This window comes from Thermanaerothrix daxensis (assembly GCF_001306145.1).
Lineage (GTDB): Bacteria > Chloroflexota > Anaerolineae > Anaerolineales > Anaerolineaceae > Thermanaerothrix > Thermanaerothrix daxensis.
This window is the reverse complement of sequence record NZ_LGKO01000005.1, coordinates 794,303-818,058: the sequence shown is the minus strand read 5'-3', so window position 1 is coordinate 818,058 and position 23,756 is coordinate 794,303. Positions and strand designations below refer to the sequence as shown.

The window sequence follows — 23,756 nt, the reverse complement described above, 5'->3', positions numbered from 1 at the left end:
CCCCTTTCAAAACAGACTAAGTTGGGTTGGATGTTCATCCTGATCGGCAGGCGGTTCGGGCGCATACGTTTTTTGCTCTGCCGCGGTCTGATCCGGTTGACCCTGGCGCGCCATTTCCAAGTAAGCGGGCAGACGGCTAAAATCTTCAATAACCGTGGCCTTCAATGAAGGCTGATGCAAGGCCGCAGCCGGGTGGTACATGGGAACGATCAGGCGGCCATTAACCCACAGGGCTTTGCCATGCACATCGCTGATGCGCGCATTCGGGAGAAATTTTGCCATTGAGAATCGCCCCAGGGTAACAATGATCCGGGGATTGATGGCCTGCAATTGACGTTCCAGGTAGTCATCGCAGGCGACCAATTCCTCAGGCTGTGGGTCCCGATTCCCTGGCGGGCGGCACTTAACTACATTGGTAATAAACACATCCTCCCGCTTCAAACCTGCCCGCTGGAGCAATTCATCCAGGAATTTCCCTGCAGGGCCAACAAACGGTCGTCCTTGCTCATTTTCGTAAAACCCCGGCCCTTCACCGATGAACATGATCTCAGCATCAGGACGACCTTCACCGGGAACCGCATGTTTACGCGAGTAATGGAGAACGCACTTTGTGCAAACCGAAACCTCAGCAGCAATTTGGGTTAAAACGTCTTCTGCATTCAAGGCTGACCTCCTGTCAGAGTTGATCTGCCGGGCAAACTCTCTTCACGGGCAAGTCGCTCTACAAGCCCTACATTAAGATGTTCGAGATTCATGATCAGCGCATCTTCGTGGTTGTCCCGATAGTACCCGGGACGAACAGAAATCACCTCAAAGCCCAACTTGCGGTAGAGGGATTGCGCTGGGAGATTGGAACGGCGCACTTCCAGGGTGTAACGCTGGGCCCCCATTCGGTGCATTTCAAGTAGCGCCTGGGCCAAAAGACGTTGCCCGATACCGTAACCCCGGAACTGGGGGTGAACAGCGAAGGTAGCAATGTGTGCCTCATCAATGATGAGCCAGATCACAATCATGCCCACAATCTCATACTGGCCGCAATCATTCTGCCACTCCGCCACCCACAAATGTGCTGAGGGGTTTGCTTCAATTTCAAACCGATATGAACTCTCTGGCCAGGGCAACGTGAATGATGCCACATCAATTTCATGCACGCGGGGAATATCTTCAACCCGCATCCGCCGAATCCAAACTCTGGGTAAAGTCGCCGCTTTCATGCAGAGATTCCCTCTGCTTGGTGAAGGTAAAGGGGAGCCAGGCTATTTACGTCATCTACAGCGCCGGCTTTCCACCGCTTCCAGGCCAATTCAGCCAGAAATGCCGGATGGCGCAGACAATGAGCAGGCGGTAGCAAAGTGATGTGACGTTGGCGTGCCAATTGCTGGCGGTCTTGGGCACTTAACTCACCACATATCATGACCGGTTCCTGGATCGTTTCAAGCAGTTCTTTAAGCCCAACCACGCGTAGATGATTCTCGGCTTGCCAAGCCCCTGCCCGGTAACTATAATCCTCTACTGCCAGGCGACCACGGCCAGCCTGCAATACGGCGATTAGGCGGCGCTCATCTGGTGGCAGGCCGTAGACGAGAACGTCCAGGGTGGGCACACCCACTACGGGTAATTTCTCAGCCAGAGCGATTCCCTTGACAACCGCCAATCCAATCCTCAGGCTGGTAAAGGAACCAGGGCCCAGGGCAACTCCCAGGGCCTTAAGTTGCTTAATGGAAACCCGCGTTCGAGTTAGCATCCATTCAATGGCAGGTGCCAATTCTACCGTGTGGTGCCCCTGGGTCAACCAGGCATGCTCGGCTAGCACGGCGCTCCCGTCATAGAGTGCCAACCCTATCCACTGCGTACTGGTATCAACGGCCAACAGCATGAGTCACCCCCAAAACCTGCTGGCGCAATCGGTGCACCAGATTTCGGTATCGTGCTCCCAATGGATTAAAAAGCAGGCTGCGTTGCTCTTCAGAAATCCAGGTCAACGTCACCCACAAACGCTCCGCCGGAAGGATGCCAGCAATTCGCTCCGGCCACTCGATCACCAGCGCTCCTTCGCTTAATAGGGCGTCAATATCGAGATCAATGGCTTCTTCAAGGGAATTCAGGCGGTAGGCATCCAGGTGAAAAAGCATACGCCCCTCGGGCTGACGATAGACATTGACCAAAACAAAGGTGGGACTGGATACCGGATCAAGCGAGCCCCACCCCCGTGCAATCCCCTGCACCAGTGTGGTTTTACCAGCCCCCAAGTCTCCCTGCAGGCAAATCACATCGCCGGGGCGCATCAAAGCCCCCAGGCGCATTCCCAAACGGCGTGTTTGCTCAGGGCTACGGCTAAAAAGTTCCAGCGTGTGCGCATCCAGGATTGGCATATTCCAAATTATACCTGCGTTCGCATACGCTCTTCATAAGAACGCTGTGCCCATGTTCCCAACACACGAGCGATCTCCCGGGCGGCTTGCGGTCGAGCCAGACGTCGTGAGTTTGCCGCTATGCGTTGACGCTCTTCAGGGCGCGCAAGCCAGAGCCTCAGCGTATTAACGACTTGCTCGGGTCCTGGCGCCCAAACGCCGGCTTGTTCGCTAATCACGTAATCAACATTTCCATCCTCTTGGCCGGGCATGCGACTATAAAGGATGATTGGCAATCCAACAATGAACGCCTCGCTGATGGTTCCTGGCCCTGCCTTTGTAACGAGAATATCCGCCGCACGCATGAAGTTATGCATCTCACGCACAAAGCCGTAGATGAATGTCGGACGCTTCCACGTTACCTGTTCTAATCGGTTCTGAAGCGCCTGGTTACGCCCACACACCACCACTAGCGTCGCATTGAGGTTCGCTTCATTGATCGCCGTTGCCACGGTCTCGAGCGGTCCCATACCCTCGCCGCCCCCAATCAGAAGAATGACTGGTTGATCAAGTGGCCACCCCAAGCGATGACGAATCATTTGGGCTGATTCGCTAAAGGAATTGAAACGTTCGGCCACTGGCAAACCAATGACCCGCAACCGTTCTGCAGGCACCCCTGCGGCCAGTCCCCTCTCGCGGGCTGCTTCCGTTGGAACAATGATCAAATCTGGGGAACCACAGTACCAGGCAGTATGGGTTGAAACCAAATCGGTAACCACTGTAATGTAAGGACGAGAAAATCGGCGGGCTGCCCGGGAAATCGGGTCATTGAAGAGCGGATGGACCGAGACAACTAAATCACAGGGATGTTCTACCATAAGGCGTTCCGCCGAACGTCGCACATAAGGCCACAGAGCATTGAAAACAAAGCGGGTACGTCGCGGACCATCGCTCAGACGGTACCCCAGTTGCCACACCTCGGGCATCCGTGAGAGCACTGGATAAGCCTCCGGAGCAAGGTCGAACGGCGGAGGAGCATACTCCCGAAAGATATCCACCATTTCAACTGTGACCCGATCCCCAAATTCAAGGCTTAATGCTTCAATGATTGCTTCGGCAGCACTTCGATGTCCCCCACCCGTGTCTGAAAAAAGGAAAAGAATATGTGGAAGATCAGGTTTCGGTTTCATGGTTCTCCCGGGGTAAAATAGCCTTAAGTCGGCGGGCCAGTTCGCGCCTGGGCAAAAGTATCCGACGATTGCATTTCAGGCATTCCAATCCAATATCTGCCCCCAGGCGCACAACGCGCCAGGTGTAATTTCCACATGGGTGAGGCTTACGCAGGTGCACAATGTCACCCAGTTGCAAATCCGTCAACATCAATCGGATTATACCACCCATGTTATAATCCCTACCGCAAAGTCTATCTCTCGATCAGTGTTAAGGTTTGAATGCTCAATCTTGATCCTGCCACTCTAATCACCCGCATCATCACCCTCATCATCGCCTTTACCGTGCATGAATTCGCCCATGCATGGACAGCAACGCGCCTGGGGGATTCTACCCCGCGCCTGAACGGACGCCTCACCCTCAATCCTCTGGCTCATCTCGATCCCCTGGGTTCCCTGGCGCTTCTACTGGCGGGGTTTGGATGGGCAAAGCCCGTGCCCGTCAATCCATATGTTTTGGGGCGACGCACACCAAGCGCTCTCATGTGGGTCTCGCTGGCCGGTCCGCTCTCCAATTTACTCCTAGCCATCCTGGCAGCCATACCACTTCGGCTAGGGTGGGTCCCCTATCTCTGGGGGAGCACCAACTCCTGGCTACCCTCCCCTGGCCAGTTTCTGGTGGGCTTCATCTGGATCAACTTGATTTTGTGCTTATTCAACCTGATCCCCATTGCCCCTCTGGATGGGGATAAGATTCTGGAATACTTCGCTCCCCCTTCCATCACCCGAGTCTTGGAGACTATTCGCCCTATGGGCCCTCTACTACTCATGATTGTTGTGTTTGTTCTGCCAAGCCTGGGAATTGACGTGCTCGGTTTCATCCTGTACCCGGCTTTACACAATTTGCTTTCGCTTCTCCTGGGAGGGCTGCTATGACTATCCGAATGACGATTATTGGCTTGGGCCAGATTGGCGCCTCGATTGGATTGGCACTCAAAGACAATCCTCACCAGATTGTGCGCATCGGCAATGACGCCGACCCCCACCTTGAACAGAAAGCACTCAAGATGGGGGCACTGGATGAGGTCGTTCATAATTTGCACACTGCCGTCAGTGATGCTGACATCGTTGTGCTCGCCATTCCCATGGATGAGGTACGGGACACACTGGCCACCATTGCTCCCGATTTGAAACCCGGCGCGGTTGTGCTGGATACCTCCCCCCTTAAAACATTGGTCACCCGATGGGCCAAAGATTTGCTTCCCGAAGAACGGTATTTGGTTTCCTTTTCCCCCAGCCTCAATCCTGAGTGCCTCTACCCCCCTGCCCTCACTTCTGAGGGCGCACGCGCTGACCTCTTTAAGGGCGGAGTGTTTGTCATTGCCAGCCCACCACATACCCACGGAGGTGCACTGAAACTGGCCAGCGATCTAGCGGTGTTATTAGGCGGCAAACCCTATTTTGCCGATCCTTACGAAGCCGATGGCTTAATGGCCGCAGTACACGGACTTCCTCAGCTCAGTGCTGCAGCCCTGATCACAGCCATTACCCGCCAGCCAGGCTGGCGTGAAGCACGCAAATTAGCCGGGCAAACCTTCGTTGAAGCCACCGAACCGATCACCCATTTGGATGACCACATACACCTGGGAGAATCTATCCTGCTCAACCGCGAAAACCTCATGCGCCTTTTGGATGACTACATTGCCGTCCTTCAAGAAGTACGGGAGTATCTGGAAGCCGAAGACCGTGAGCACCTCGCCGATCTGCTGAAAGAGGCTTCGCGGGTGCGTTCTCAATGGTGGCAAGAGCGCCAAAAAGGGGATTGGGAAACCACTCCCTCTACCGAGATCCCAACCAGCGGGCACTATTTTGCACGCATGTTTGGACTGGGTAGAAAAACTCCCAAGAAGGGCTAAGGTCTGGGTGCTAATCCAGAACGCGGATGGCGTGCTCAGGACATTCTTCGGCTGCCTGAAAAACCAGATCTTGCAGATGCCATGGAATCGACTCCATCTTCACATGGGTATGGGATGAACCATCCAGGCTGAAAACCTCAGGGGCGATAGTCTCGCAAAAGCCGCATCGTATGCAACGCTGCTCATCCACAATGACCTTCATAGGATCCACCTGCAAGTTGGGATTGTCCATAGCAAAGAGCATCCGCCCTTTGGGACTCCTCTTTTTAATCCATGGGCTGGGCGTGAGCACCAGCACTGGCCAGGCAAACGTACACCTCAGCGTTGAGTCCCACCTCACGTTGGTAGGCTTCCTGGAGATTGCGCACGAAAGGCTCCACCCACTCGCGCTGCACCAGATTAATCGTACACCCACCGAAACCGGCTCCTGTCAGGCGCGCACCCCAGCAACCGGGCTGACGGGCTGCAAAGTCCACCAGAAAATCCAGTTCTGGAGTGCTTACCTCGTAAAGATCGCGCAGTGAGCGATGCCCTTCAAGCATCAACTGACCAAATAAAGCCACATCGGCGCGCTTCAACGCCTTTACGGCGTGTTCAACCCGGGCAATTTCATCCACGACATGTTGCGCGCGGCGGCGCACAACCTCGGGCAAGAGATGAGCCAGTCGGGAAAAATTCTCAACGCTCACGTCACGCAGGGCTTGGATACCAGGTAGATGGGGCCTTAGTCGCTCAACGGCTTCTTCGCAAGCAGCACGTCGTTCGTTATAGGCTGAGGTCGCCAAGGAGCGGCGTACCGCGGAATCGGCAATGACCAGCATCACATCTGCTGGTAATGGAACGGGTTCGTAGGTGAGGGCACGCACATCAAAACACAAAGCGTGTCCGGCTATGCCGTGTGCCGAGGCAAATTGATCCATGAGCCCACAATTAACGCCCACATAGGCGTTCTCTGCATATTGACACAAGCGGGCCAGGTCCATCCGGCTGAGAGACCATCCTCCCATTGCCTGCCAAAGGATAGCAAAGGCTACTTCCACAGCGGCAGAGGAAGAAAGCCCCGCCCCGACAGGGATATCTGAGGTATAACTGGCTTCAAGCCCTTCTATTGGGTAACCCGAGCGAAGCAACGCCCAAGCCACCCCGGCCGGGTAAAGCGCCCAGGTGGGTAAAGGTTTCCCCTCCCTATCACAACGAGCATCGAGCGCTTCCGGAGCGAGGGAAATCTCAACTTGCTGGGAAAAATCCAGCGCATGCAAAATCACACGGGGTTCCGAGAGACGCCGTGCATGGATCTTGACCCGGCGATCCACTGCCGCTGGCAAGACAATCCCCTGGTTGTAATCCACATGCTCACCCAGCAAATTGACTCGCCCGGGTGCCGTCGCAAAAAAGCGCTCCATAATCCCCCCTCACAAATTATTTTAGTCTGTAAAGAGTGGCAGATGATGCAAAGCCACTATGCCCTTCCAGCGTTCGCGATCACCCTCCGTACAAATCGCGGCTTCCACGGCCACTTCTGCACCCGCCTGTGCCATAAGAGTGCGCATACCCTCCAGGGTGGAACCAGTGCTGACAACATCGTCTAGAAGCAGTACCCTACGGCCTTGAAGCATGGCGCGATCTTTCTCATCCAGGTAAAGCGTTTGGGGTTTTCCGGTTGTAATGGAGACGGTTTCCGAATGGAGCGCCTCACCCATGTAGAATTTATAGGTCTTACGCAGCACAATATAGGGTTTATTCAACTCCAGCGAAAGGGCATGAGCCAGCGGGATGCTCTTCGACTCCGCCGTAACAATCACATCGAAGGCATACGCCCTGAGACGCTCGCTCAATGCCTTAGCACTAGCCTGTACCAAAGCGGTATCTCCCAAAATATTAAGGATGGCGATCTTTAACCCCGGTTTTACCTCAAAGAGCGGTAAATCACGCTTCAGACCAGCCAGTTCAACCGTATAGACGGGACGCGTATGAGTCATGGTTGTTTCACTCTCCTCGTTCAAAATTAGCGATTAATCAGACGGACGATGATATTCAGTGCCACTGTGAGAACCAGACTGAGTATCACCGAAGCCAGCAGTGGAAAAATGCAGGTGATTCCCGAGGTCTCAATTTTGATGGTTCCGGGTAGATTCGAAAGAGAAGGGATTTTAGCCAATCCCCAAAGAACTCCGCCGACAAGGACAAGCACCACACCCGCCAGAACCATGAAACGTCCCAGAAGTTCCAAACCCTGCATAACCTTACCACCTCACGGGCTGTATTTTACCGCAAATTAACCCACACATCGGGAAACATCGTTTTTTCCCGAAATCTCTAACTTGACCCGACTCCTAACCCCGCATATAATGCTTTAGTGTAAATCCTACACTTAATAGCATTACTGCACTGAGTTCCGAGGAGATTGCCGAAATGAGCATTTTCGATGGTCAACGCCTCACAAATGCAACGTTCAAATTAGATATTGAGCGGATGCGCCGTGGCTGGTACACGGATAAGTACTTTGTCAATATTGCTTATATGCTCACCCGCCTCTCTGAAATGGGCTACACTTATCAGGGGAAAGCCCACCGTCTCCCTGAGGGCATCAATCCTGAAGGAGTAAAATGCGGGGACATTGAGGTGGAGATGCAGTGGTTCACCCGCCGAGCCGGGCGCACGATTGTTGTCGGGGTGGATAAGGCACTAACCATGCTCCGGCATTGCACAGGTTACTGGGAAGGAGACCAATTCGTCAACACCGCCGATCAGCTCGAGGTTTGGGCCGTGCACGATGGTGCAGTCGTCCACGGCAATGGCGATCCGATGAACGCCCAACCCGTCATGCGTGTGCGGGGTCGCTATCGCGATTTCGCCATTCTAGAAACTCCTACCCTGGGAATACTCACCCGTGCCAGTCGGATTGCAACAAATGTGTATGAAACCCTCATCGCCGCCCGGGGCAAACCAGTGCTCTTCTTCCCAGCCCGTTTCGACTTGCATGAGGTTCAGGCCGCCGATGGTTACGCCTACCAGATTGCCGTACAGCGCTACAATATGGATTACGGTAGCACTCTGGGGCCTTTTGTCTCAACCGATGCCCAAGGCGATTGGTGGGGCGGCTCAGGCGGGGGCACCGTTGCCCATGCGGCCATTGCCTCATTTCTCGGGGATACCGCCGAAGCCATGCTGGCTTTTGCACAGGTGTTGCCGATCAATATTCCTCGCATTGCCCTGGTGGATTTTAACAACGATTGCGTCACCGACTCCCTAGCGGTCTGCCGAGCCATGTTCGAGCGCTACTACCGCCTTATGGAAGAAGGGAACGAGCAGGAAGCCCGCCGATACATTTTATATGGCGTACGTCTGGACACCAGTGGCAACTTGCGTGATCGCAGCGTGCCACCTCTTGGGGATCCCAACCTGGATTTAGGGGTGACCCCGCGCCTGGTTTTTAACGTGCGCCAGGCGTTAGACACCCAGTGGGAGCAATGGGATATACCCCCCAAATGGCGAGAGGAAGCCCGAAAATACTGCCAGCGAGTAAAAATTGTGGTTTCTGGTGGCTTTAACCCGGAAAAGATCACGCGCTTTGAGAAACTGCAGGTGCCGGTGGATATCTATGCAGTGGGCTCAGCCCTATTTGATAACCACGGCCCTACGGTCACCGATTTTACAGCGGATGTGGTGCGGGTTAAAGTGCATGGTCAGTGGGTTGACATGGCCAAGGTGGGACGGCGCCCCCTGGACAACCCCGACATGGAGCGGGTGTGGTAAGAACCGGGCTAATGATTTTTGCGTAAGGCCAGGGCCACCCAATCCCCGCTGGTGCGCTGCTCCAACAGCGAGAGTCCTCTGGTGGCAGCATCTTGCTCAATTTCTGGGACTTGCTCCTGAAGCAAGCCCGAAAGGATGAGCACACCCCCCGGCGTGATTAAATCGGCCAGCCCGGTTTCAAGCAGGGCTTTAATAACCGGCGCCAGAATGTTTGCCATCACCAGAGGCGCCCTCCGAAGTCGAAAACGGCCCTGTAAAATTTCGCGCACCGAGCCTTGCCCCACCTCAATTTGTGTCGCCACATTGTTCAAATGGGCATTTTCGTCGGTGGCGCGCACGGATGCCGGATCAATATCCACCGCCAGAGCCTGCCGTGCTCCCAGTTTGACCGCAGCGATTGAAAGAATACCTGAGCCACACCCTACGTCAATAACCTCCTGACCGGGTTGCAGATAACGCTCCAGCAGTTCCAGCGAGAGCTGCGTGCTTGGGTGAGTGCCAGTGCCAAATGCCATGCTCGGATCAATCCGCACGACGACCCGGTCACCTGCTTCAATCTCTGCCCAGGGAGGCGCTACCAGCAATCGCGCACCAATGGGCAGCGGGTGATAGTGCTGCTTCCAGGCTTCCATCCAATCTTGATCTTCAACCCAGCGATAAACCGGAGCGGGCAAGGGTTGAATCCGGCTCAAGTGCCAAAGGGCTTCTTCAAGGCGTTGCCGGGTTTCCTCTATCGTCTCGTTCACCACCAGGTAACCAAATACCCGCACTGGACCAACCGGCTGGCCCTCGATTTCATAGGCATCGTAATTGACTGCCTGCTCCATAGCCACTCCGCCCTGAGACGAAAAGCGCGCCAGCACCTCGGCCACGGCTTCTGCCAATTCCTCATCCACCGTCAGCGAAACCTCCAGCCAGCGTGGTTCAGCCACCCAGAACCTCCTTTAAGAGATCAAGGAAGGATTTCTCTTGCGGACGCGGCTCTGCCCCCATAGTTTTGGCCAGTTTCTCGAACAATTCTCGCTGTTCGGTAGTCAGGCGTGTTGGTATCTCCACGTTGACGATCACAAGTTGATCGCCGCGCCCATTCCCACGTAGATGAGGCACGCCTTTCCCTTTCAGGCGGAAAACCTTACCCGGCTGAGTACCCGGCGGGATGGTCAATTTAGTTTTCCCATCCACAGTCGGTACCTCAATCTCAGCCCCAAGTACAGCTTGCGGAATGCTGATATTGAGGTCAAGCAAAATATCATCATCCTTGCGCCGGAAGTACTTATGCTCCTTAACACGGATCTCGATATAAAGGTTGCCATTTGGCCCCCCATAAACACCCGGCTGCCCTTCACCCGCTAGGCGGATCTGAGTGCCATTATCCACTCCTGCCGGTATGCGCACGGTTTTACGGAGAGTACGTCGTTCAAGCCCGCGCCCGCGGCACTGGTGGCAGGGTGTCTGAATAACCTCGCCGCTCCCATTGCAGGTGGGGCAGGTAATAACCTGAACCAGAGAACCTAAGAAGGTCTGGCGCGTCTGGCGCACTTCCCCTCTCCCCCCACAAGTGGGACAGCGCGTAGGGGAGGTTCCCGGTTCGGCACCACTCCCATGACATACGCTACAGGTTTCGTCGCGGGTGATCTCAATCTCTTTTTCGGTGCCAAAAACGGCTTCTTCAAATTCAAGCCAGAGGGTGGTATGCAGGTCAGCACCACGCCGAGGTGCACGGCGCTGACGGCGCGCACCACCCCCCATGCCGAAACCGAAGAACTCCTCAAAGAGATCTGCAAAGTCTATGGTGGTGAAGTCGGGCATGCCCCCCATACCGCTGACCCCTGCATGACCATAACGGTCGTAGGCAGCCCGCTTCTCCGGGTCAGAGAGCACACTATAGGCTTCGTTTATTTCCTTAAAAATACTTTCTGCATCTGGCGATTTGTTGACATCTGGATGGTATTTGCGCGCCAGACTACGAAAGGCTGACTTGATTTCATCCAGGGTTGCATCCCGGCTAACGCCTAAAACCTCGTAATAATCACGCGGAGCCATGGTTGCCTATCTCACTTGAAACAAAAGAGCCTCACACCCATGCGGTGTGACGAAAAGTTTGATTCGAATGCAGAGAGGGTTGTTCACGGCTCTTTGAATTCGCCTTCAACCACTTCCCCGTCATCCGGGGAGGGAGATGTTGTAGTGCCACCCGATGTTGCTTCTCCTGCCGATTGGTACATTGCACCACCAATGCGCTGAACAATTTGACTGAGCGCATCGTTCGCCTGACGAATGGCAGGAATATCTTGCTCTTGCATAACCTCGCGCAGGTGAGCAATGGCGGCTTCAACTTGCTGTTTATCTGCATCCGAGATACGCCCGCTGTAGTCGCGGAGGAGTTTCTCTGCAGCATAAATCATGTTATCGGCCTGATTACGCACTTCAGCCAGTTCTTTGCGACGGCGATCGGCTTCAGCGTTGGCCTCTGCTTCCTTACGCATGCGCTCAATCTCCTCCTCGGTTAGCCCAGATGAGGCCTGGATGATGATGTGCCGATGTCGTCCAGTGGCTTTATCTTGAGCCGTCACGGTCAGAATGCCATTAGCGTCAATGTTAAAGCGCACCTCAATTTGAGGTACCCCACGGGGGGCAGGAGGAATGCCATCAAGGACGAACCGCCCCAGCGATTTATTGTCGGCGGCCATAGGACGTTCACCTTGAACCACGTGGATCTCTACCTGAGTCTGGTTATCAGTTGCAGTGGTGAAGATTTGACTCTTGCTGGTGGGAATGGCCGAATTACGCTCGACAATGGGGGTTGCCACTCCGCCCAGGGTTTCCACCGAGAGCGTCAGCGGAGTCACATCTACCAGCACCACATCGCGCACTTCTCCGCCCAACACTGCCGCCTGAATGGCAGCCCCAATGGCCACCACCTCATCGGGGTTGACCCCCTTATGAGGTTCTTTGCCAAAGAGACGGCGTACCGCCTCCTGCACGGCTGGCATGCGGGTCATACCGCCCACCAGGACTACCTCATTGACATCCGAGGGTTGAAGCCCAGCATCACTCAGCGCCCGTTTTACCGGCTCAATCGTGCGTTCAACAAGATCCGCGGTTAACTGCTCCAGTTTTGCACGAGTGATGGTTTTCACCAGGTGCTTGGGGCCAGTAGAGTCGGCGGTGATATAAGGAAGATTGATTTCAGTCTGCAAGATAGTTGAAAGTTCAATCTTGGCCTTTTCAGCCGCTTCCTTGAGCCGTTGCAGTGCTTGCCGATCCTGACGTAAGTCAATGCCCGTTTCTTTTTTGAATTCTTCAATTAAATAGTCCATCAAACGCAGGTCGAAATCATCCCCGCCTAAGAAGGTATCACCGCTGGTGGATTTGACCTGGAAAACTCCCTCACCGACATCAAGGATGGAAATATCGAAGGTACCGCCACCCAAATCGTAAACCGCAATCACTTCGTTCTTCTTTTTATCCAGCCCATAAGCCAGGGATGAGGCAGTAGGCTCATTAATAATGCGCAAAACTTCCAGTCCGGCGATCTTACCCGCATCCTTGGTGGCGTTGCGCTGAGCATCGTTGAAGTAAGCCGGCACGGTGATCACCGCTTGAGTTACGGGTTCCCCCAGGTAGGCCTCCGCATCCGCCTTAAGTTTAGCCAGAATCATGGCCGAGATCTCTGGTGGAGAGTATTCCCGCCCATCCAGAATCACCCGAGCATCTCCGTTGGGGGCTTTGGTGATCTTGTAGGGCACGCGGCTGATCGTGCGCTGAACCTCAGGGTCATCGTACTTGCGGCCCATCAAGCGCTTGATCGAAAAAATGGTATTCTCAGGGTTAACAATAGCCTGATTTCGAGCCGCTCGCCCAACCAGGCGCTCGTGATTTTTATTCACAGCCACAACGGAAGGAACCAGACGTTCCCCCTCTGCTGATGGGATGACCACTGGTTCACCACCGATCATGACGGCCACCACAGAGTTGGTGGTGCCCAAATCTATGCCAACAATTTTGCCCATGGTAGATTAATCCTCCTAGCGTGCAACTCTCACCAGCGCCGGCCTCAACACACGATCGCCGATGGTGTAACCCTGCTGAACCACTTCAATGATTTGACCACTTTCGTGATCCGGGCTTTCTTCATGCGAGATGGCCTCATGCAAGTTGGGATCGAACATGGCACCTTCAGCCGGAATGCGTTTTACACCCTCCGCCTCAAGAATACCCATTAACTTCTTGTAGATAAGTTCAATGCCCTCCAACCATTGGGCATCCACATTGGCAGGACGATTCTTCAATGCACGCTCCAAATCGTCCACAATTACCAGATACTTCTTGAGGATATTCGCCGCGATCGTCTCAGCCAATTGACTCTGCTCGCGCTCAATGCGCTTCTTGTAATTGATAAAATCGGCTCGCTCACGCTGCCAACCCTCAAAATACGCTTTTTCTGATTGTTGAGCGCGCTCCAATTCTTGCTTTAAAGCCTCATATTCACTCAATGGAATTGTAGTCATCGGTTCACTAATTACTTCCTTTGCTTCTTCTTCGGTTGATTCGGCTGCTGGAATAGCCGATTCTTTTGCAGAGGATTCAGGTATCTCTTCAGCCCCACCTGCCGCTGAGGCTTGAGGCGTAGAGGCTGTTTGTTGCTCTTCCTCGGGAATAGGGGATACCACCTTGGGCTTACGCTCATCCTTATTCATGGCTCACCTCTTCATCCGATTTTATCGCCGAATCATCCATCAGGGTTTCGGATACCAGGTCGCTCAGCAGATTTGACATAAAACGAACCACCGAGATGGCACGACCATAGGACATACGCATTGGTCCCAGGACCCCCAACGTTCCCATGACCAGCCCTGGGGCCCCATAACTCCCCAACACCATGGAACACTGTCGTAACTCCTCCCAGGTACCCTCTCCGCCGATCAGCACCTGGACGCCGCCAGGACTGTGCGTGAGGACCGTTCGAGCCAGTAAATCTTGAAGCAGTGTGGGTTCCTCAAGCAACTTAAGCGCACGACGCGCCTCGTCGGAAGCGGTAAACTCCGGTTCGGAGAGGACATTGGTGAGTCCATCTAGATAGATCTCACCGGCCACCACCGAATCCACATGCTCCATTTCTTCCAAGACCCATTCCAAAATATCCGCTTCCAAACCCTCTACTAGCGAACGCAAGGCGCGAATCTGCTCAGCATCTTTTCCGTGATACAGTGTGGTAATGTGATGGGCTACTTGCGAAAGCCGTTCCTGCCCAACCGGCTCACTCAAGATTAAGATACGCTGATGGATTTCCCCACCCACCATGACCAGCACCATCAGCACTTGACGCCCACGGGTTGCAATCAATTCCAGGTGTTTTAGGCGCGCTTTCTCGGGATGAGGGGCAGTTACTAGCGACGCTGCACGAGATTGATGCGCCAGGACAGAGGCCGCTAAACGCATCCATTGTTCAACATCATGGCGCATTTGGTAAAACTGATGGCTGATCATGCGCCGTGTGGAATCGGGTAGTTCAGTCGCCTGAATCAGGCGGCTGACGAAATAGCGATACCCCTCCTCCGTAGGCACTCTTCCGGCGGAGGTATGCGGCTGACGCAAATACCCACGCTCAGTGAGCACAGCCAATTCGTTACGCACGGTGGCCGAGGACATATCCAGGTTGTACCGTGCCACCAAATGCTGTGAGCCCACGGGTGTGGCCGTCCGGATGTATTCGTGAATCACAAGAGTCAGAATAAACTTCTGACGCTCGGTAAGATCGTTCATCCCTGTTTTCACCTATAATTAGCACTCTCAGCGCGAGAGTGCTAAATTCTTTATTGTGTTTCATCATACCATGCTTAAATAAGAAACGTCAAGTCGAACCCAAAATTCTTATAAAACGCTAACAAAACCTCCCGTACTCCTCTCTTTTTCCATTTGCATGGGATTAGGCTATAATCCTGTCAGACATATGGCCTTAAACTCCCTTGTGGTTCTTGGCATTACCCTTATCGCTGGCGGGTTATTAGTCTCAGAGCGCTTGCGTCCTGACCTTATTGCATTGATGGTCATGGTTGTTCTGGGCTTGAGTGGATTGGTGCCCTCCCGTGAGGTGTTTTCCGGTTTCAGTTCTTCCGCGGTAATCACCATTTTGGGTATTTCAATCATCTCTACCGGCCTGCAACAAACTGGCGTTACCCTCCGTCTTGGACAGTTTATACGCCGCTTGGGGCATCGCTCAGAGGCTGGACTGGTGCTAGCGGTAACTCTGGTCTCCGCTGGCCTTTCTCTTTTCATGAACAATATCGCCGCGGTCGGGGTTTTACTCCCGGCGGTCATGGGCGTAGCCCGCCAATCCAATATCTCTCCATCTAAACTGCTCATCCCTTTGGCTTATGGCACCATCCTGGGAGGGATGGCCACCCTTCTCACCACATCGAACATCATCGCCAGCGGGGCCCTGCGTGAAGTTGGCTTACAGCCTTTCGGTCTGCTTGACTTTCTCCCCATTGGAGCACCGATTGTGCTGGTAGGAAGCCTTTATCTGGTCCTCGTGGGACGGCGTTGGTTGCCTCAGGAAGGGTCTGCACTTACCCCACGCAGCATCACCCAATTAAGCACCGAATTGGCTAATCTCTACCACTTGCATGAACATCTGGACATATTAGAAATCTTGCCCCACTCTCCGCTGGCAAATCGCTCCATCGTGGAAAGCGACCTTGCAAACCGCGTCGGGCTTACCATCGTCGGAGTACTCTCCCAGGGTGGGTTAAAGCCTGCCCCGCCTAAATCCTACATACTTTCTCCGGGTGACCGTCTGTTGGTAGAAGGTCATTGCGATGCGACCACCCTAGAGGTGCTTGGCTTGCGTCAAAGCCCTACCACCCTGCCGGCCTCTATGCTGGTTGACGAAAGCGTTCGCCTGGCCGAAGTCGTGATCACGCCGCGCTCCTCTCTGATCGGACACACCTTGAAGGCGACCCATTTCCGTGAGAAATACCATTTGAACGTCATTAGCATTTGGCGTGAAGGGCGTCCTCTGTACGCAGACCTGGGAAACACCCCTCTTGCGGTGGGTGACGCCTTGCTAGTGCAAGGACCCGCCAGCCGCATTCGTATGCTGCGCGAGGACACGGACTTGATCCTCTTGGAAGAAGATCCTGACGCCGTGCTCAGGCCCCAAAAGTACCCTCTGGCATTCTGGATCACATTCCTGACTCTTGGTATTGCCGCTCTCGGCATCCTCCCCGTCGCAGAGGTCGTCCTGGCCGGGGCTACAATGTTGCTCCTAACTCACTGTTTGAGCATGGACGAGGCTTACCGTAACATCGAATGGAAAGCCCTGTTTCTAATTGCAGGGATGTGGCCGCTGAGTATTGCCATTCGCACTTCGGGTCTCTCTGATTTTGTGGCCGGGCATATCATTGATCTGGTTGGTCAAAGCGCTTCCACCCTGGTTGCCCTCACCCTGATTCTGCTGGCGTTGGGCTTTACCCAACTGCTGGGAGGCCAAGTAGCAGCCCTGGTATTGGCACCCCTTGCCCTTTCTACAGCCGCCCAGACCGGTCTGGATGCGCGGGGGTTGATGATGGCAGTAGCCCTGGGCTGTTCGCTGGGTTTCCCCACTCCTTTCGGGCACCCGGTCAATATCATGGTAATGAGTTCGGGGGGATACACTTTCAAGGATTATCTGAAAATTGGCACACCGCTTACTCTGCTGATCATATTGGTGATTCTAGCAGGATTGAAACTATTCTGGGGAGTATGAGATCATCATGACTATTGCATCCTTTGCTTTTGAACTCATCGCCCGCCAGGGTCGGGCCCGCGCTGGAGTTATCCACACCCCACACGGCCCCATTCTTACCCCCATATTCGCACCGGTCGGTACCCAGGCCACCGTCAAAGCCGTTACCCCCGCTCAATTGGAAGAGCATGGAGTGACCCTGGTGCTTTCAAACACCTACCACCTTTACCTGCGCCCGGGGGCTGAATTGATAGCAGAGCTAGGTGGACTTCATCGCTTTATGAGCTGGCCCCACCCCATTCTAACCGACTCAGGGGGCTTCCAAGTTTTCTCTCTTAGTGAGAATCGCCGCGTGGACGATGAGGGGGTAACTTTTCGTAGTCACATTGACGGCTCTCTCCACCGACTGACCCCTGAAATTGCAATCGAAGTTCAGGAAAAATTGGGAGCGGATATCATCATGGCATTTGATGAGTGTGCTCCCCCATATGATCGTGCCTATAACGAACGGGCTTTAGAACGAACACACCGTTGGGCAGAACGCTGTTTAAAAGCGAAAACCCGTTCCGATCAAGCCCTTTTTGGGATTGTTCAGGGTGGCATCTTCCTGGACTTGCGCGAGCAATCCGCACGCTTTCTGACAGGTCTAGGTTTTCCGGGCTATGCCATTGGTGGGCTTTCAGTGGGCGAAACAAAAGCCGAGATGCACGCCGTGCTTGAACTGGTGGACGGGCTCCTGCCCGAAGACAAGCCCCGCTACCTGATGGGTGTGGGAACCCCCCAGGACATTATCAACGGCATCTTGCGTGGCGTTGATATGTTCGATTGCGTTTTACCAACCCGCCTTGCCCGCCACCACGCTGCAATGACACGTACCGGGCGTCTGAACATGATGAACGCGGCTTACGCCCGCGACTCCCGCCCAATTGACCCCGAATGCACCTGCTACACCTGCCGTCACTTCACACGTGCTTATCTGCGTCACTTGATCGTGGCCCGTGAAATGCTTGCCGCCACTCTCCTTTCCATCCACAACATCACCACACTCATTACCCTGGTGTCTGAAGCGCGCAGCGCGATTCTGGCAGGAAGATTTGAGCAGTTCGCTGCGGAGTTCTTCGCAGCCCAAGAAACTCTCCCATCCTGAGGTGCTATCAATGACCATCACACAAGCGTTTATCCTGGGTATCATTCAAGGCATCACCGAATTTCTACCAATTTCCAGTTCAGCCCATCTGGTCATCGTACCTTACCTGCTGGGCTGGAATTTGCCCGCTGATCAGGTCTTTCCCTTTGATGTCTTGGTGCAGGTTGGCACACTGGTTGCTGTAATTCTCTACTTCTGGACCGAGCTTTGGCACATCCTCACCACTTGGGTAAAGGATGTGCTGGCACGCACTCCATTTGCCCATCCGGAATCACGATTGGGCTGGTTGCTCTTACTCTCCACGCTGCCCGCAGGAATAGGTGGAATCTGGCTAAAAGATGTGGTCGAAAGCACTTTCTTGCGCCCCGATCTGACTGCACTTTTTCTCTTCGGCACTGCCCTGTTGCTTGTCCTCGCTGAAAGATATGGGCGGCGCAATCGCACGCTCGCCGAGCTAAACTGGAAGGACGCCCTCTGGATTGGCTTCGCCCAAATTCTGGCGCTTTTCCCGGGAATTTCACGCTCAGGAGCAACAATTGCTGGAGGAATGACGCGTCACCTGGAGCGCCCTGCTGCTGGCCGCTACGCTTTTCTCATGGCAGTTCCCATCATGCTGGCGGCAGGTGGGATGAGTCTGTGGGACTTACGCCATGTAAATAACCTGAGTGCGTTCCTTCCGATTATGGCGGTTGGATTCTTTACCGCCGCCATCGTGGGTTATCTAAGCATTCACTGGCTTCTGCGCTTCATCTCCCGCCATACCTTACTGATTTTCGCGCTTTACTGCCTCCTCGCGGGTGGGATAACGCTTGGAATTTACTTCCTGTAAAATTCTTCTCGCCGATGCCACTCCCATCCGGTATAATCATAATATGAGCGAGAAACGACCGATTCCTCTGGTCATCGGAATTGCAGGAGGCTCGGGCTCAGGCAAAACCACGGTTGCCAACGTCATTCTAGAACGCGTTGGACGGGATCGCATCGCTTATTTGCCCCATGACGCCTACTACCGCGATCTGACAGATCTACCCCCCAACCAGCGGGCTGAGATCAACTTTGACCACCCTGATTCGCTGGAAACCAGCCTCCTCATTGAGCATATTCAGCGTCTGAAGCAGTGGCAGCCCATTGATTTGCCGGTTTACGATTTCACCACGCATACCCGGACCTCGCGCACCATTCGGGTTGAACCCAAACGGGTTATTATCGTAGAAGGGATCCTCATTTTTGCCGAGCCGGCCTTACGTGCACTATTTGACGTTAAGATTTTCGTGGATACCGATCCAGATATCCGCTTCATCCGCCGGTTACAACGGGATATCACCGAACGCGGACGCACCACCGAATCCGTCATTAAGCAATACCTCAGCACGGTGCGCCCAATGCACTTGGATTTTGTAGAACCTTCTAAACGCTACGCCGATGTCATCATCCCCGAGGGCGGAATGAACACCGTGGCCCTGGACATGGTCATTTCACGCATTCAAGCCCTTCTCCAGGAAGAAGATTCCCTGACTCAAGAGGTTACCCGCCCATGACCCAGGAACAGCGCACCCGCTGGCTGCGCATCCTGGCTCTCGTGTTTGCTGTCGGCTTAACCCTCTTTCTCTATCTCAACCGCCATCGGGTTCAACATCTTCAAGGCTACGGTTACGCGGGCATTTTCCTGGTCTCGCTGTTGACCAACGCTACCCTGATTCTCCCCATACCCGGCGTGCTGATCACCTCGGCAATGGGGGCGGTTTTTAACCCCTTTTGGGTTGCACTGGCCGCCGGAAGTGGCGCGGCTTTAGGAGAGCTTTCCGGGTATCTGGTGGGATTCAGTGGTCAGGGGATCGTTGAGCGCGCTCAGTGGCACGATCGCATTGAACCCTACATCCGCCGTTATGGGGGATTGGCTATCCTGGTCATGGCATTTGTGCCTAACCCCGCTTTCGACGTGGCAGGGATCATCGCCGGAGCCCTCAAGATGCCATTGCGCATTTTCTTATTCTGGTGCTGGCTCGGTAAAGTATTAAAAATGCTGATCTTCGCCTACAGCGGGGCCTTGCTCCTAGGTAGCCCCTCTCCGAGCTAGCCTAAAGAAAGCCCTGGGTCAGCCTTTCTGAGCAGCGTGAGACCCCCGCTTCGGGGTTGAGCCCTCGGCGGCTTTGGCTTGTAAGCGACGGGCCCCCTCTTCGGCCAGGCTTTCCCAGGCCTGTTCCACTCTTTCCAACACTCTGGGATCTTCGGGGATTTCACCGTATCGCACCTGGATGTAAGCATACGTAAGCATCTCTAATGCATCCAGGTGATCGGGGAACATGGCCTTGAGCACAGGCAAAAACTCCAACGGAGTAACCGCCGGGGGGCGAGGATGCTCCAAAGCCGCCGCCAGGTCTAAAAGGTGCTGGTAAATGGCGCGAATCCGGTTTGCAATATGTTGTCGGGTCATCCGGTTAAGAGGCGTGCGACGTCCCCGAGAGCGTCGCAAACCTCGTGCCAGGCGTGAAAGCGGCAGACGCTCCTCCATTCCCTCCTTAGCACGCAGGGGTAACAACAACGTCCCAGGCGACCGCAGTTCGATCATTACCAACGCCAACAAGCCCAAAATAGCCAGTAAAGCCAGCCCTGGCAGCAGCCGATCAATCAACGGCCATTGAGACGTTGGTTCTACTCCCTGAAGCAATTGCTCCACAAATTTTGGCAATTTTTCACCCCCGACAATGTCGGGCAAAGGCACGGCCGTGCCCCCGGTCAGCAACGGGATCAGCCAGGAAACCAGCAGTAATACAACCGCACCGAAGACAAAAGCGACTACAACAAGAGGAATTCCCACCAGCGCCATGATCGCCCAACTTAACCATTCGGCCGGGCGCTCAAGGAAGGCCCCCACCCCCACCCCCAGCAAAGCCAGCGCAACTCCCATTCCTACTATGAAAAACCACCAGGGCAAGGCGGCTATCGGCACAGCCCCCCCGCGACTCTGAAAGAGATCCACCATGCGCAAAATTCCAATGCTGCTCAGATTAAGCGCCAGGAGCAGAAAAGCCGGCCACATTGCCGTTAATGTGGGCCGAACTCCTTGAAAGACCCCATAAAGGAGCAACATGAGAATTCCCAACCGTAAGGACGCTACCGCCCCATCGCTATCTATGCGCAGTTTCCCAAGACGTACACCCCGCCAGGTTAATAGCAGCATCGCCGCCACGTGCCACCCCCATCGCCCCCACTCTCCTTTCAAGTGAATAACAGAGCCTGGAGAAAACAATTCGAATAAAGTCTCTGAAAACTCCCTAAGGAAAAGCCATCCTGTCATCCCCACCGCGACTAAAATAAAACCCGTCATCGCCACGATTGCTCCCCACGGGGCAAGACGCTCCCGTCGGCGGTCCAACCAACGGCTCAGGCGCTCAGCGCCAAGGATGACCGCTAGCAATGCGAGTGCAACCCACCCCGGGCCTTGGGTGGGCTGAACCAGGGCACAGTACCACAGGGTCGCCCAAACCACCTCGGCCAAAGCCTCAAACAGGATTCCTACCTCAGCCCAATGCAAAAGAGTCATCGCTGGACTCTAACCTCGTTGACACCAGGGAGATGAATGACTTTGACGCCTGAAAGCGAGGGCGGTGGCGTTTCACTCAACGCTACCAGGATCAGATGATGACGGTAACGCTGAATCAGGGTTAGGGCTTCCAACAATGGCGGATTAATTAAGGCGGTCAGGATCACCAGGGTTGCCCCCATTGAGACATGCGAGGCAGTGTGAACAAGAAATCGCTCAAACGGATGGGTGATGAGCGGGGTCACTCCCGCCAACGCCTGCAAAAGCATTGCCAGATGATCCATCGTGCGACCGGGTTGAATTTGCATGAGTTGATCAGCCGAGGTCACACCACCATTTACGGCTAAACCAACAGCATAACCATCCTCAATCCCATAGTAACAAAACGAGGCCGCTACACGGATGATTTGCTCCAGGACTTCGGGAAGTGTTCCCAGCCAGGGGTGCTCCGATGTGGCCACATTAACGCACAACATCATCACCTGGGAGGCAATGGGTTGATAAACCCGCGTTTGCAGTTGACCAGTGCGGGCTGTTGCTGGCCAGTGAATCTGCCGAAAGGTGTCTTCGGGCATATAGGGGCGAACCCCAATAGTCAGGTTGGGATCTTCAAATAAACGCTTACGTATGCCCCGTTCCCCATAAGGGTCTTCGGAGAGCAATCCCAATGCAGTGCGAGGCACTAATTCCGGAAAAACAGTCACAGTGGCCGGCAATTCGTGTTCTTCATGACGTTCAATCAGCCCAAAAGGATCGCCGGATTCCAAAATGAGCGGTCCTAACATATATATGCCGCGAGCGCCCAGGCGCAAGCGAAATTCTCGGACCACTCGGCGATACCCCCAAAGGTGGTAGATATTGGTTAGATACCCCCGCCCAGGCACATGTGAGGGGGCCATTGCCTCGCTCTTCTGAGGAGAGAGGTTTAACGGCCAGGAATCGCGTACCCTCAGCCAAGAAACTGGCAGACGCTTGCGATTCTCAATGCTGAGACGCAATGGGAGGGTCTCGCCGGGAAAACCACGTGTGTAGATCAGATGACGGCGATAAACCACCTGCTCCAGGGCCCGCCGTTGCCAAAGATAGGCAACCCCAAGTATGACCCCAGTTGCCAATCCCAGTCCAACCAGCCATTGGACTCGCACCAGAGTCCCCACCAGAATGACCCCAACGATCAATGTGGCCCAGGCACGAAATTTCACCCGACCTCCACCGGTACCGGTACTGCTGAAATGATCTCGCTGATCAAATCCTCACGGCGACGTCCGCGCAGCATCGCCTGCGGTGAAACAATTAGGCGATGACCCAATACATAAGGGGCAACGTGCTTGACATCATCGGGCAAGACGAACTCTCGTCCCTCAAGGGCCGCCCAGGCTTGCGCCATATAAAACAAATTCAGTGTGGCCCGTGGGCTAGCACCCAACTGGATCTCGGGGTTTTCGCGGGTTGCCTGGGCAATGCGCACCATATAATCCCGCACCGAAGCCTCCACACGTACTCCCCGCCGCACCGCTTGAGCCTCACGAACGCCTGCCGGATCGGTGACCGCCGCCAGCGTTTCCAGCGGGTCCATGGCTTGAAAGCGCTCCAGCATTTGGCCCTCTTCCTCAGGCGAGGGATATCCCAGCCCGATTTTGATCATAAAGCGGTCAATTTGGGCTTCGGGCAGCGGAAAGGTGCCCTCCAGTTCCACAGGGTTTTGAGTAGCAATCACCATAAACGGCCGAGGCAAGGGGCGAGTGACGCCATCCCCAGTCACCTGACGCTCTTGCATGGCTTCCAACAATGCCGATTGAGTACGCGGCGTTGCTCGGTTGATCTCATCGGCCAGCACAATGTTCGCCATGATTGGTCCCGGCCGATATTCAAAATCTTGGGTTTTCTGGTTAAACCACATCAACCCTGTCACGTCCGAGGGCAGCAGGTCAGGAGTAAATTGAATACGGCGAAAGGTGCATCCCAAAGAAATGGCCAATGCACGCGCCAGCGTCGTTTTTCCAGTACCAGGCACATCCTCGAGTAGGACATGTCCCTCACACAAAATGGCTGCCAGGATTAGACGAATGGCGTCATCCTTTCCCACCACCACCTTTTGGACGTTCTCAAGCACACGGTCAACAAAGGACTTTAGCAATGCTCAC

General features: G+C 54.5%; 26 protein-coding genes. 8 read left to right on the top strand and 18 right to left on the bottom strand.

Annotated features, from left to right (window positions below; translation table 11 throughout):
* Positions 1-6: 6 nt before the first annotated feature.
* Genes SE15_RS12365 through SE15_RS12340 form a run of 6 tightly spaced genes read right to left on the bottom strand, consistent with a single transcriptional unit; the run spans position 7 to position 3,752 of the window.
* Complete coding sequence (locus SE15_RS12365; RefSeq protein ID WP_054522406.1) at positions 7-663, bottom strand: uracil-DNA glycosylase; 657 nt, start codon at positions 661-663, stop codon at positions 7-9.
* The gene (rimI, locus tag SE15_RS12360) at positions 660-1,214 is read right to left on the bottom strand and encodes a ribosomal protein S18-alanine N-acetyltransferase (protein ID WP_083461922.1); all 555 of its coding nucleotides are present in this window, start codon (positions 1,212-1,214) and stop codon (positions 660-662) included. The genes SE15_RS12365 and rimI overlap by 4 nt, the downstream gene beginning before the upstream one ends.
* Positions 1,211-1,876 carry a tRNA (adenosine(37)-N6)-threonylcarbamoyltransferase complex dimerization subunit type 1 TsaB gene (gene tsaB / locus SE15_RS12355; RefSeq protein ID WP_054522404.1) on the bottom strand — a complete coding sequence of 222 codons (666 nt, stop codon included), beginning with the start codon at positions 1,874-1,876 and terminating at the stop codon, positions 1,211-1,213. Before tsaB ends, rimI begins: the two co-directional genes overlap by 4 nt.
* Positions 1,860-2,372, bottom strand: a complete 513-nt coding sequence (gene tsaE / locus SE15_RS12350; RefSeq protein ID WP_054522403.1) for a tRNA (adenosine(37)-N6)-threonylcarbamoyltransferase complex ATPase subunit type 1 TsaE — start codon at positions 2,370-2,372, stop codon at positions 1,860-1,862. Before tsaE ends, tsaB begins: the two co-directional genes overlap by 17 nt.
* Before the next feature lie 8 nt (positions 2,373-2,380).
* The gene (locus SE15_RS12345; RefSeq protein WP_054522402.1) at positions 2,381-3,541 is read right to left on the bottom strand and encodes an MGDG synthase family glycosyltransferase; all 1,161 of its coding nucleotides are present in this window, start codon (positions 3,539-3,541) and stop codon (positions 2,381-2,383) included.
* Positions 3,525-3,752, bottom strand: a complete 228-nt coding sequence (locus SE15_RS12340; protein WP_236690032.1) for a DUF951 domain-containing protein — start codon at positions 3,750-3,752, stop codon at positions 3,525-3,527. Before SE15_RS12340 ends, SE15_RS12345 begins: the two co-directional genes overlap by 17 nt.
* Before the next feature lie 50 nt (positions 3,753-3,802).
* On the opposite strand from SE15_RS12340, the gene SE15_RS12335 reads away from it, so the two are divergent.
* On the top strand, positions 3,803-4,456 hold the full coding sequence (locus SE15_RS12335) for a site-2 protease family protein (protein WP_054522400.1): 654 nt from the start codon (positions 3,803-3,805) through the stop codon (positions 4,454-4,456).
* Positions 4,453-5,436: a prephenate dehydrogenase gene (locus tag SE15_RS12330; protein WP_054522399.1), complete on the top strand. Its 984-nt coding sequence runs from the start codon at positions 4,453-4,455 to the stop codon at positions 5,434-5,436. Before SE15_RS12335 ends, SE15_RS12330 begins: the two co-directional genes overlap by 4 nt.
* A 10-nt stretch (positions 5,437-5,446) precedes the next feature.
* Here SE15_RS12330 and SE15_RS12325 read toward each other — a convergent pair whose 3' ends face one another.
* The 4 genes from SE15_RS12325 to SE15_RS12310 are packed head-to-tail and all read right to left on the bottom strand — an operon-like array spanning position 5,447 to position 7,675.
* Positions 5,447-5,668: a ferredoxin gene (locus SE15_RS12325; protein WP_160316708.1), complete on the bottom strand. Its 222-nt coding sequence runs from the start codon at positions 5,666-5,668 to the stop codon at positions 5,447-5,449.
* A 34-nt stretch (positions 5,669-5,702) separates the two neighbouring features.
* Complete coding sequence (gene galK / locus SE15_RS12320) at positions 5,703-6,839, bottom strand: galactokinase (protein ID WP_054522397.1); 1,137 nt, start codon at positions 6,837-6,839, stop codon at positions 5,703-5,705.
* A gap of 21 nt (positions 6,840-6,860) precedes the next feature.
* The gene (locus SE15_RS12315; RefSeq protein WP_054522396.1) at positions 6,861-7,415 is read right to left on the bottom strand and encodes a phosphoribosyltransferase family protein; all 555 of its coding nucleotides are present in this window, start codon (positions 7,413-7,415) and stop codon (positions 6,861-6,863) included.
* Positions 7,416-7,441: 26 nt separating this feature from the next.
* Positions 7,442-7,675 (bottom strand): DUF2905 family protein, encoded by a 234-nt coding sequence (locus SE15_RS12310; RefSeq protein ID WP_054522395.1) that lies wholly within the window; start codon positions 7,673-7,675, stop codon positions 7,442-7,444.
* 173 nt (positions 7,676-7,848) lie between these two features.
* On the opposite strand from SE15_RS12310, the gene SE15_RS12305 reads away from it, so the two are divergent.
* Positions 7,849-9,192 (top strand): nicotinate phosphoribosyltransferase, encoded by a 1,344-nt coding sequence (locus SE15_RS12305; protein ID WP_054522394.1) that lies wholly within the window; start codon positions 7,849-7,851, stop codon positions 9,190-9,192.
* Between the two features lie 8 nt (positions 9,193-9,200).
* Here SE15_RS12305 and prmA read toward each other — a convergent pair whose 3' ends face one another.
* From prmA to hrcA, 5 genes are all read right to left on the bottom strand, one after another.
* On the bottom strand, positions 9,201-10,124 hold the full coding sequence (gene prmA, locus SE15_RS12300) for a 50S ribosomal protein L11 methyltransferase (RefSeq protein ID WP_054522393.1): 924 nt from the start codon (positions 10,122-10,124) through the stop codon (positions 9,201-9,203).
* Positions 10,117-11,235 carry a molecular chaperone DnaJ gene (gene dnaJ / locus SE15_RS12295; RefSeq protein ID WP_054522392.1) on the bottom strand — a complete coding sequence of 373 codons (1,119 nt, stop codon included), beginning with the start codon at positions 11,233-11,235 and terminating at the stop codon, positions 10,117-10,119. Before dnaJ ends, prmA begins: the two co-directional genes overlap by 8 nt.
* Before the next feature lie 83 nt (positions 11,236-11,318).
* Entirely contained in the window at positions 11,319-13,205 is a 1,887-nt protein-coding gene (gene dnaK / locus SE15_RS12290; RefSeq protein ID WP_054522391.1) for a molecular chaperone DnaK, read from the bottom strand.
* 15 nt (positions 13,206-13,220) lie between these two features.
* A complete protein-coding gene (locus SE15_RS12285; RefSeq protein ID WP_054522390.1) occupies positions 13,221-13,892 on the bottom strand; it encodes a nucleotide exchange factor GrpE in 672 nt (223 codons plus the stop codon).
* Entirely contained in the window at positions 13,885-14,958 is a 1,074-nt protein-coding gene (hrcA, locus tag SE15_RS12280) for a heat-inducible transcriptional repressor HrcA (protein ID WP_054522389.1), read from the bottom strand. The genes SE15_RS12285 and hrcA overlap by 8 nt, the downstream gene beginning before the upstream one ends.
* Positions 14,959-15,145: 187 nt before the next feature.
* On the opposite strand from hrcA, the gene SE15_RS12275 reads away from it, so the two are divergent.
* Genes SE15_RS12275 through SE15_RS12255 form a run of 5 tightly spaced genes read left to right on the top strand, consistent with a single transcriptional unit; the run spans position 15,146 to position 20,145 of the window.
* Positions 15,146-16,942 carry an SLC13 family permease gene (locus tag SE15_RS12275; protein WP_054522388.1) on the top strand — a complete coding sequence of 599 codons (1,797 nt, stop codon included), beginning with the start codon at positions 15,146-15,148 and terminating at the stop codon, positions 16,940-16,942.
* Positions 16,943-16,949: 7 nt separating this feature from the next.
* Positions 16,950-18,068 carry a tRNA guanosine(34) transglycosylase Tgt gene (tgt, locus tag SE15_RS12270; protein WP_054522387.1) on the top strand — a complete coding sequence of 373 codons (1,119 nt, stop codon included), beginning with the start codon at positions 16,950-16,952 and terminating at the stop codon, positions 18,066-18,068.
* A 10-nt stretch (positions 18,069-18,078) separates the two neighbouring features.
* Positions 18,079-18,897, top strand: coding sequence for an undecaprenyl-diphosphatase UppP (gene uppP / locus SE15_RS12265; RefSeq protein ID WP_054522386.1), 819 nt, complete (start codon positions 18,079-18,081; stop codon positions 18,895-18,897).
* A gap of 43 nt (positions 18,898-18,940) precedes the next feature.
* Positions 18,941-19,606 carry a uridine kinase gene (gene udk, locus SE15_RS12260; RefSeq protein WP_054522506.1) on the top strand — a complete coding sequence of 222 codons (666 nt, stop codon included), beginning with the start codon at positions 18,941-18,943 and terminating at the stop codon, positions 19,604-19,606.
* Positions 19,603-20,145: a VTT domain-containing protein gene (locus SE15_RS12255; RefSeq protein ID WP_054522385.1), complete on the top strand. Its 543-nt coding sequence runs from the start codon at positions 19,603-19,605 to the stop codon at positions 20,143-20,145. The genes udk and SE15_RS12255 overlap by 4 nt, the downstream gene beginning before the upstream one ends.
* An 18-nt stretch (positions 20,146-20,163) precedes the next feature.
* Here the strand turns inward: SE15_RS12255 and SE15_RS12250 are convergent, their stop codons facing one another.
* The 3 genes from SE15_RS12250 to SE15_RS12240 are packed head-to-tail and all read right to left on the bottom strand — an operon-like array spanning position 20,164 to position 23,749.
* Entirely contained in the window at positions 20,164-21,612 is a 1,449-nt protein-coding gene (locus tag SE15_RS12250) for a DUF4129 domain-containing protein (RefSeq protein ID WP_054522384.1), read from the bottom strand.
* On the bottom strand, positions 21,609-22,814 hold the full coding sequence (locus tag SE15_RS12245; protein ID WP_054522383.1) for a DUF58 domain-containing protein: 1,206 nt from the start codon (positions 22,812-22,814) through the stop codon (positions 21,609-21,611). Before SE15_RS12245 ends, SE15_RS12250 begins: the two co-directional genes overlap by 4 nt.
* Positions 22,811-23,749, bottom strand: a complete 939-nt coding sequence (locus SE15_RS12240; RefSeq protein ID WP_054522382.1) for an AAA family ATPase — start codon at positions 23,747-23,749, stop codon at positions 22,811-22,813. The genes SE15_RS12245 and SE15_RS12240 overlap by 4 nt, the downstream gene beginning before the upstream one ends.
* Between the last annotated feature and the right edge of the window lie 7 nt (positions 23,750-23,756).

What these genes read in the sequence shown, in the direction of transcription:
- rimI (WP_083461922.1), bottom strand. Translation starts at nt 1,214, where the DNA reads ATGAAAGCGGCGACTTTACCCAGAGTTTGGATTCGGCGGATGCGGGTT.
- tsaB (WP_054522404.1), bottom strand. Translation starts at nt 1,876, where the DNA reads ATGCTGTTGGCCGTTGATACCAGTACGCAGTGGATAGGGTTGGCACTC.
- tsaE (WP_054522403.1), bottom strand. Translation starts at nt 2,372, where the DNA reads ATGCCAATCCTGGATGCGCACACGCTGGAACTTTTTAGCCGTAGCCCT.
- SE15_RS12345 (WP_054522402.1), bottom strand. Translation starts at nt 3,541, where the DNA reads ATGAAACCGAAACCTGATCTTCCACATATTCTTTTCCTTTTTTCAGAC.
- SE15_RS12340 (WP_236690032.1), bottom strand. Translation starts at nt 3,752, where the DNA reads ATGGGTGGTATAATCCGATTGATGTTGACGGATTTGCAACTGGGTGAC.
- SE15_RS12335 (WP_054522400.1), top strand. Translation starts at nt 3,803, where the DNA reads ATGCTCAATCTTGATCCTGCCACTCTAATCACCCGCATCATCACCCTC.
- SE15_RS12330 (WP_054522399.1), top strand. Translation starts at nt 4,453, where the DNA reads ATGACTATCCGAATGACGATTATTGGCTTGGGCCAGATTGGCGCCTCG.
- SE15_RS12325 (WP_160316708.1), bottom strand. Translation starts at nt 5,668, where the DNA reads ATGGACAATCCCAACTTGCAGGTGGATCCTATGAAGGTCATTGTGGAT.
- galK (WP_054522397.1), bottom strand. Translation starts at nt 6,839, where the DNA reads ATGGAGCGCTTTTTTGCGACGGCACCCGGGCGAGTCAATTTGCTGGGT.
- SE15_RS12315 (WP_054522396.1), bottom strand. Translation starts at nt 7,415, where the DNA reads ATGACTCATACGCGTCCCGTCTATACGGTTGAACTGGCTGGTCTGAAG.
- SE15_RS12310 (WP_054522395.1), bottom strand. Translation starts at nt 7,675, where the DNA reads ATGCAGGGTTTGGAACTTCTGGGACGTTTCATGGTTCTGGCGGGTGTG.
- SE15_RS12305 (WP_054522394.1), top strand. Translation starts at nt 7,849, where the DNA reads ATGAGCATTTTCGATGGTCAACGCCTCACAAATGCAACGTTCAAATTA.
- dnaJ (WP_054522392.1), bottom strand. Translation starts at nt 11,235, where the DNA reads ATGGCTCCGCGTGATTATTACGAGGTTTTAGGCGTTAGCCGGGATGCA.
- dnaK (WP_054522391.1), bottom strand. Translation starts at nt 13,205, where the DNA reads ATGGGCAAAATTGTTGGCATAGATTTGGGCACCACCAACTCTGTGGTG.
- SE15_RS12285 (WP_054522390.1), bottom strand. Translation starts at nt 13,892, where the DNA reads ATGAATAAGGATGAGCGTAAGCCCAAGGTGGTATCCCCTATTCCCGAG.
- hrcA (WP_054522389.1), bottom strand. Translation starts at nt 14,958, where the DNA reads ATGAACGATCTTACCGAGCGTCAGAAGTTTATTCTGACTCTTGTGATT.
- SE15_RS12275 (WP_054522388.1), top strand. Translation starts at nt 15,146, where the DNA reads ATGGCCTTAAACTCCCTTGTGGTTCTTGGCATTACCCTTATCGCTGGC.
- tgt (WP_054522387.1), top strand. Translation starts at nt 16,950, where the DNA reads ATGACTATTGCATCCTTTGCTTTTGAACTCATCGCCCGCCAGGGTCGG.
- uppP (WP_054522386.1), top strand. Translation starts at nt 18,079, where the DNA reads ATGACCATCACACAAGCGTTTATCCTGGGTATCATTCAAGGCATCACC.
- udk (WP_054522506.1), top strand. Translation starts at nt 18,941, where the DNA reads ATGAGCGAGAAACGACCGATTCCTCTGGTCATCGGAATTGCAGGAGGC.
- SE15_RS12255 (WP_054522385.1), top strand. Translation starts at nt 19,603, where the DNA reads ATGACCCAGGAACAGCGCACCCGCTGGCTGCGCATCCTGGCTCTCGTG.
- SE15_RS12250 (WP_054522384.1), bottom strand. Translation starts at nt 21,612, where the DNA reads ATGACTCTTTTGCATTGGGCTGAGGTAGGAATCCTGTTTGAGGCTTTG.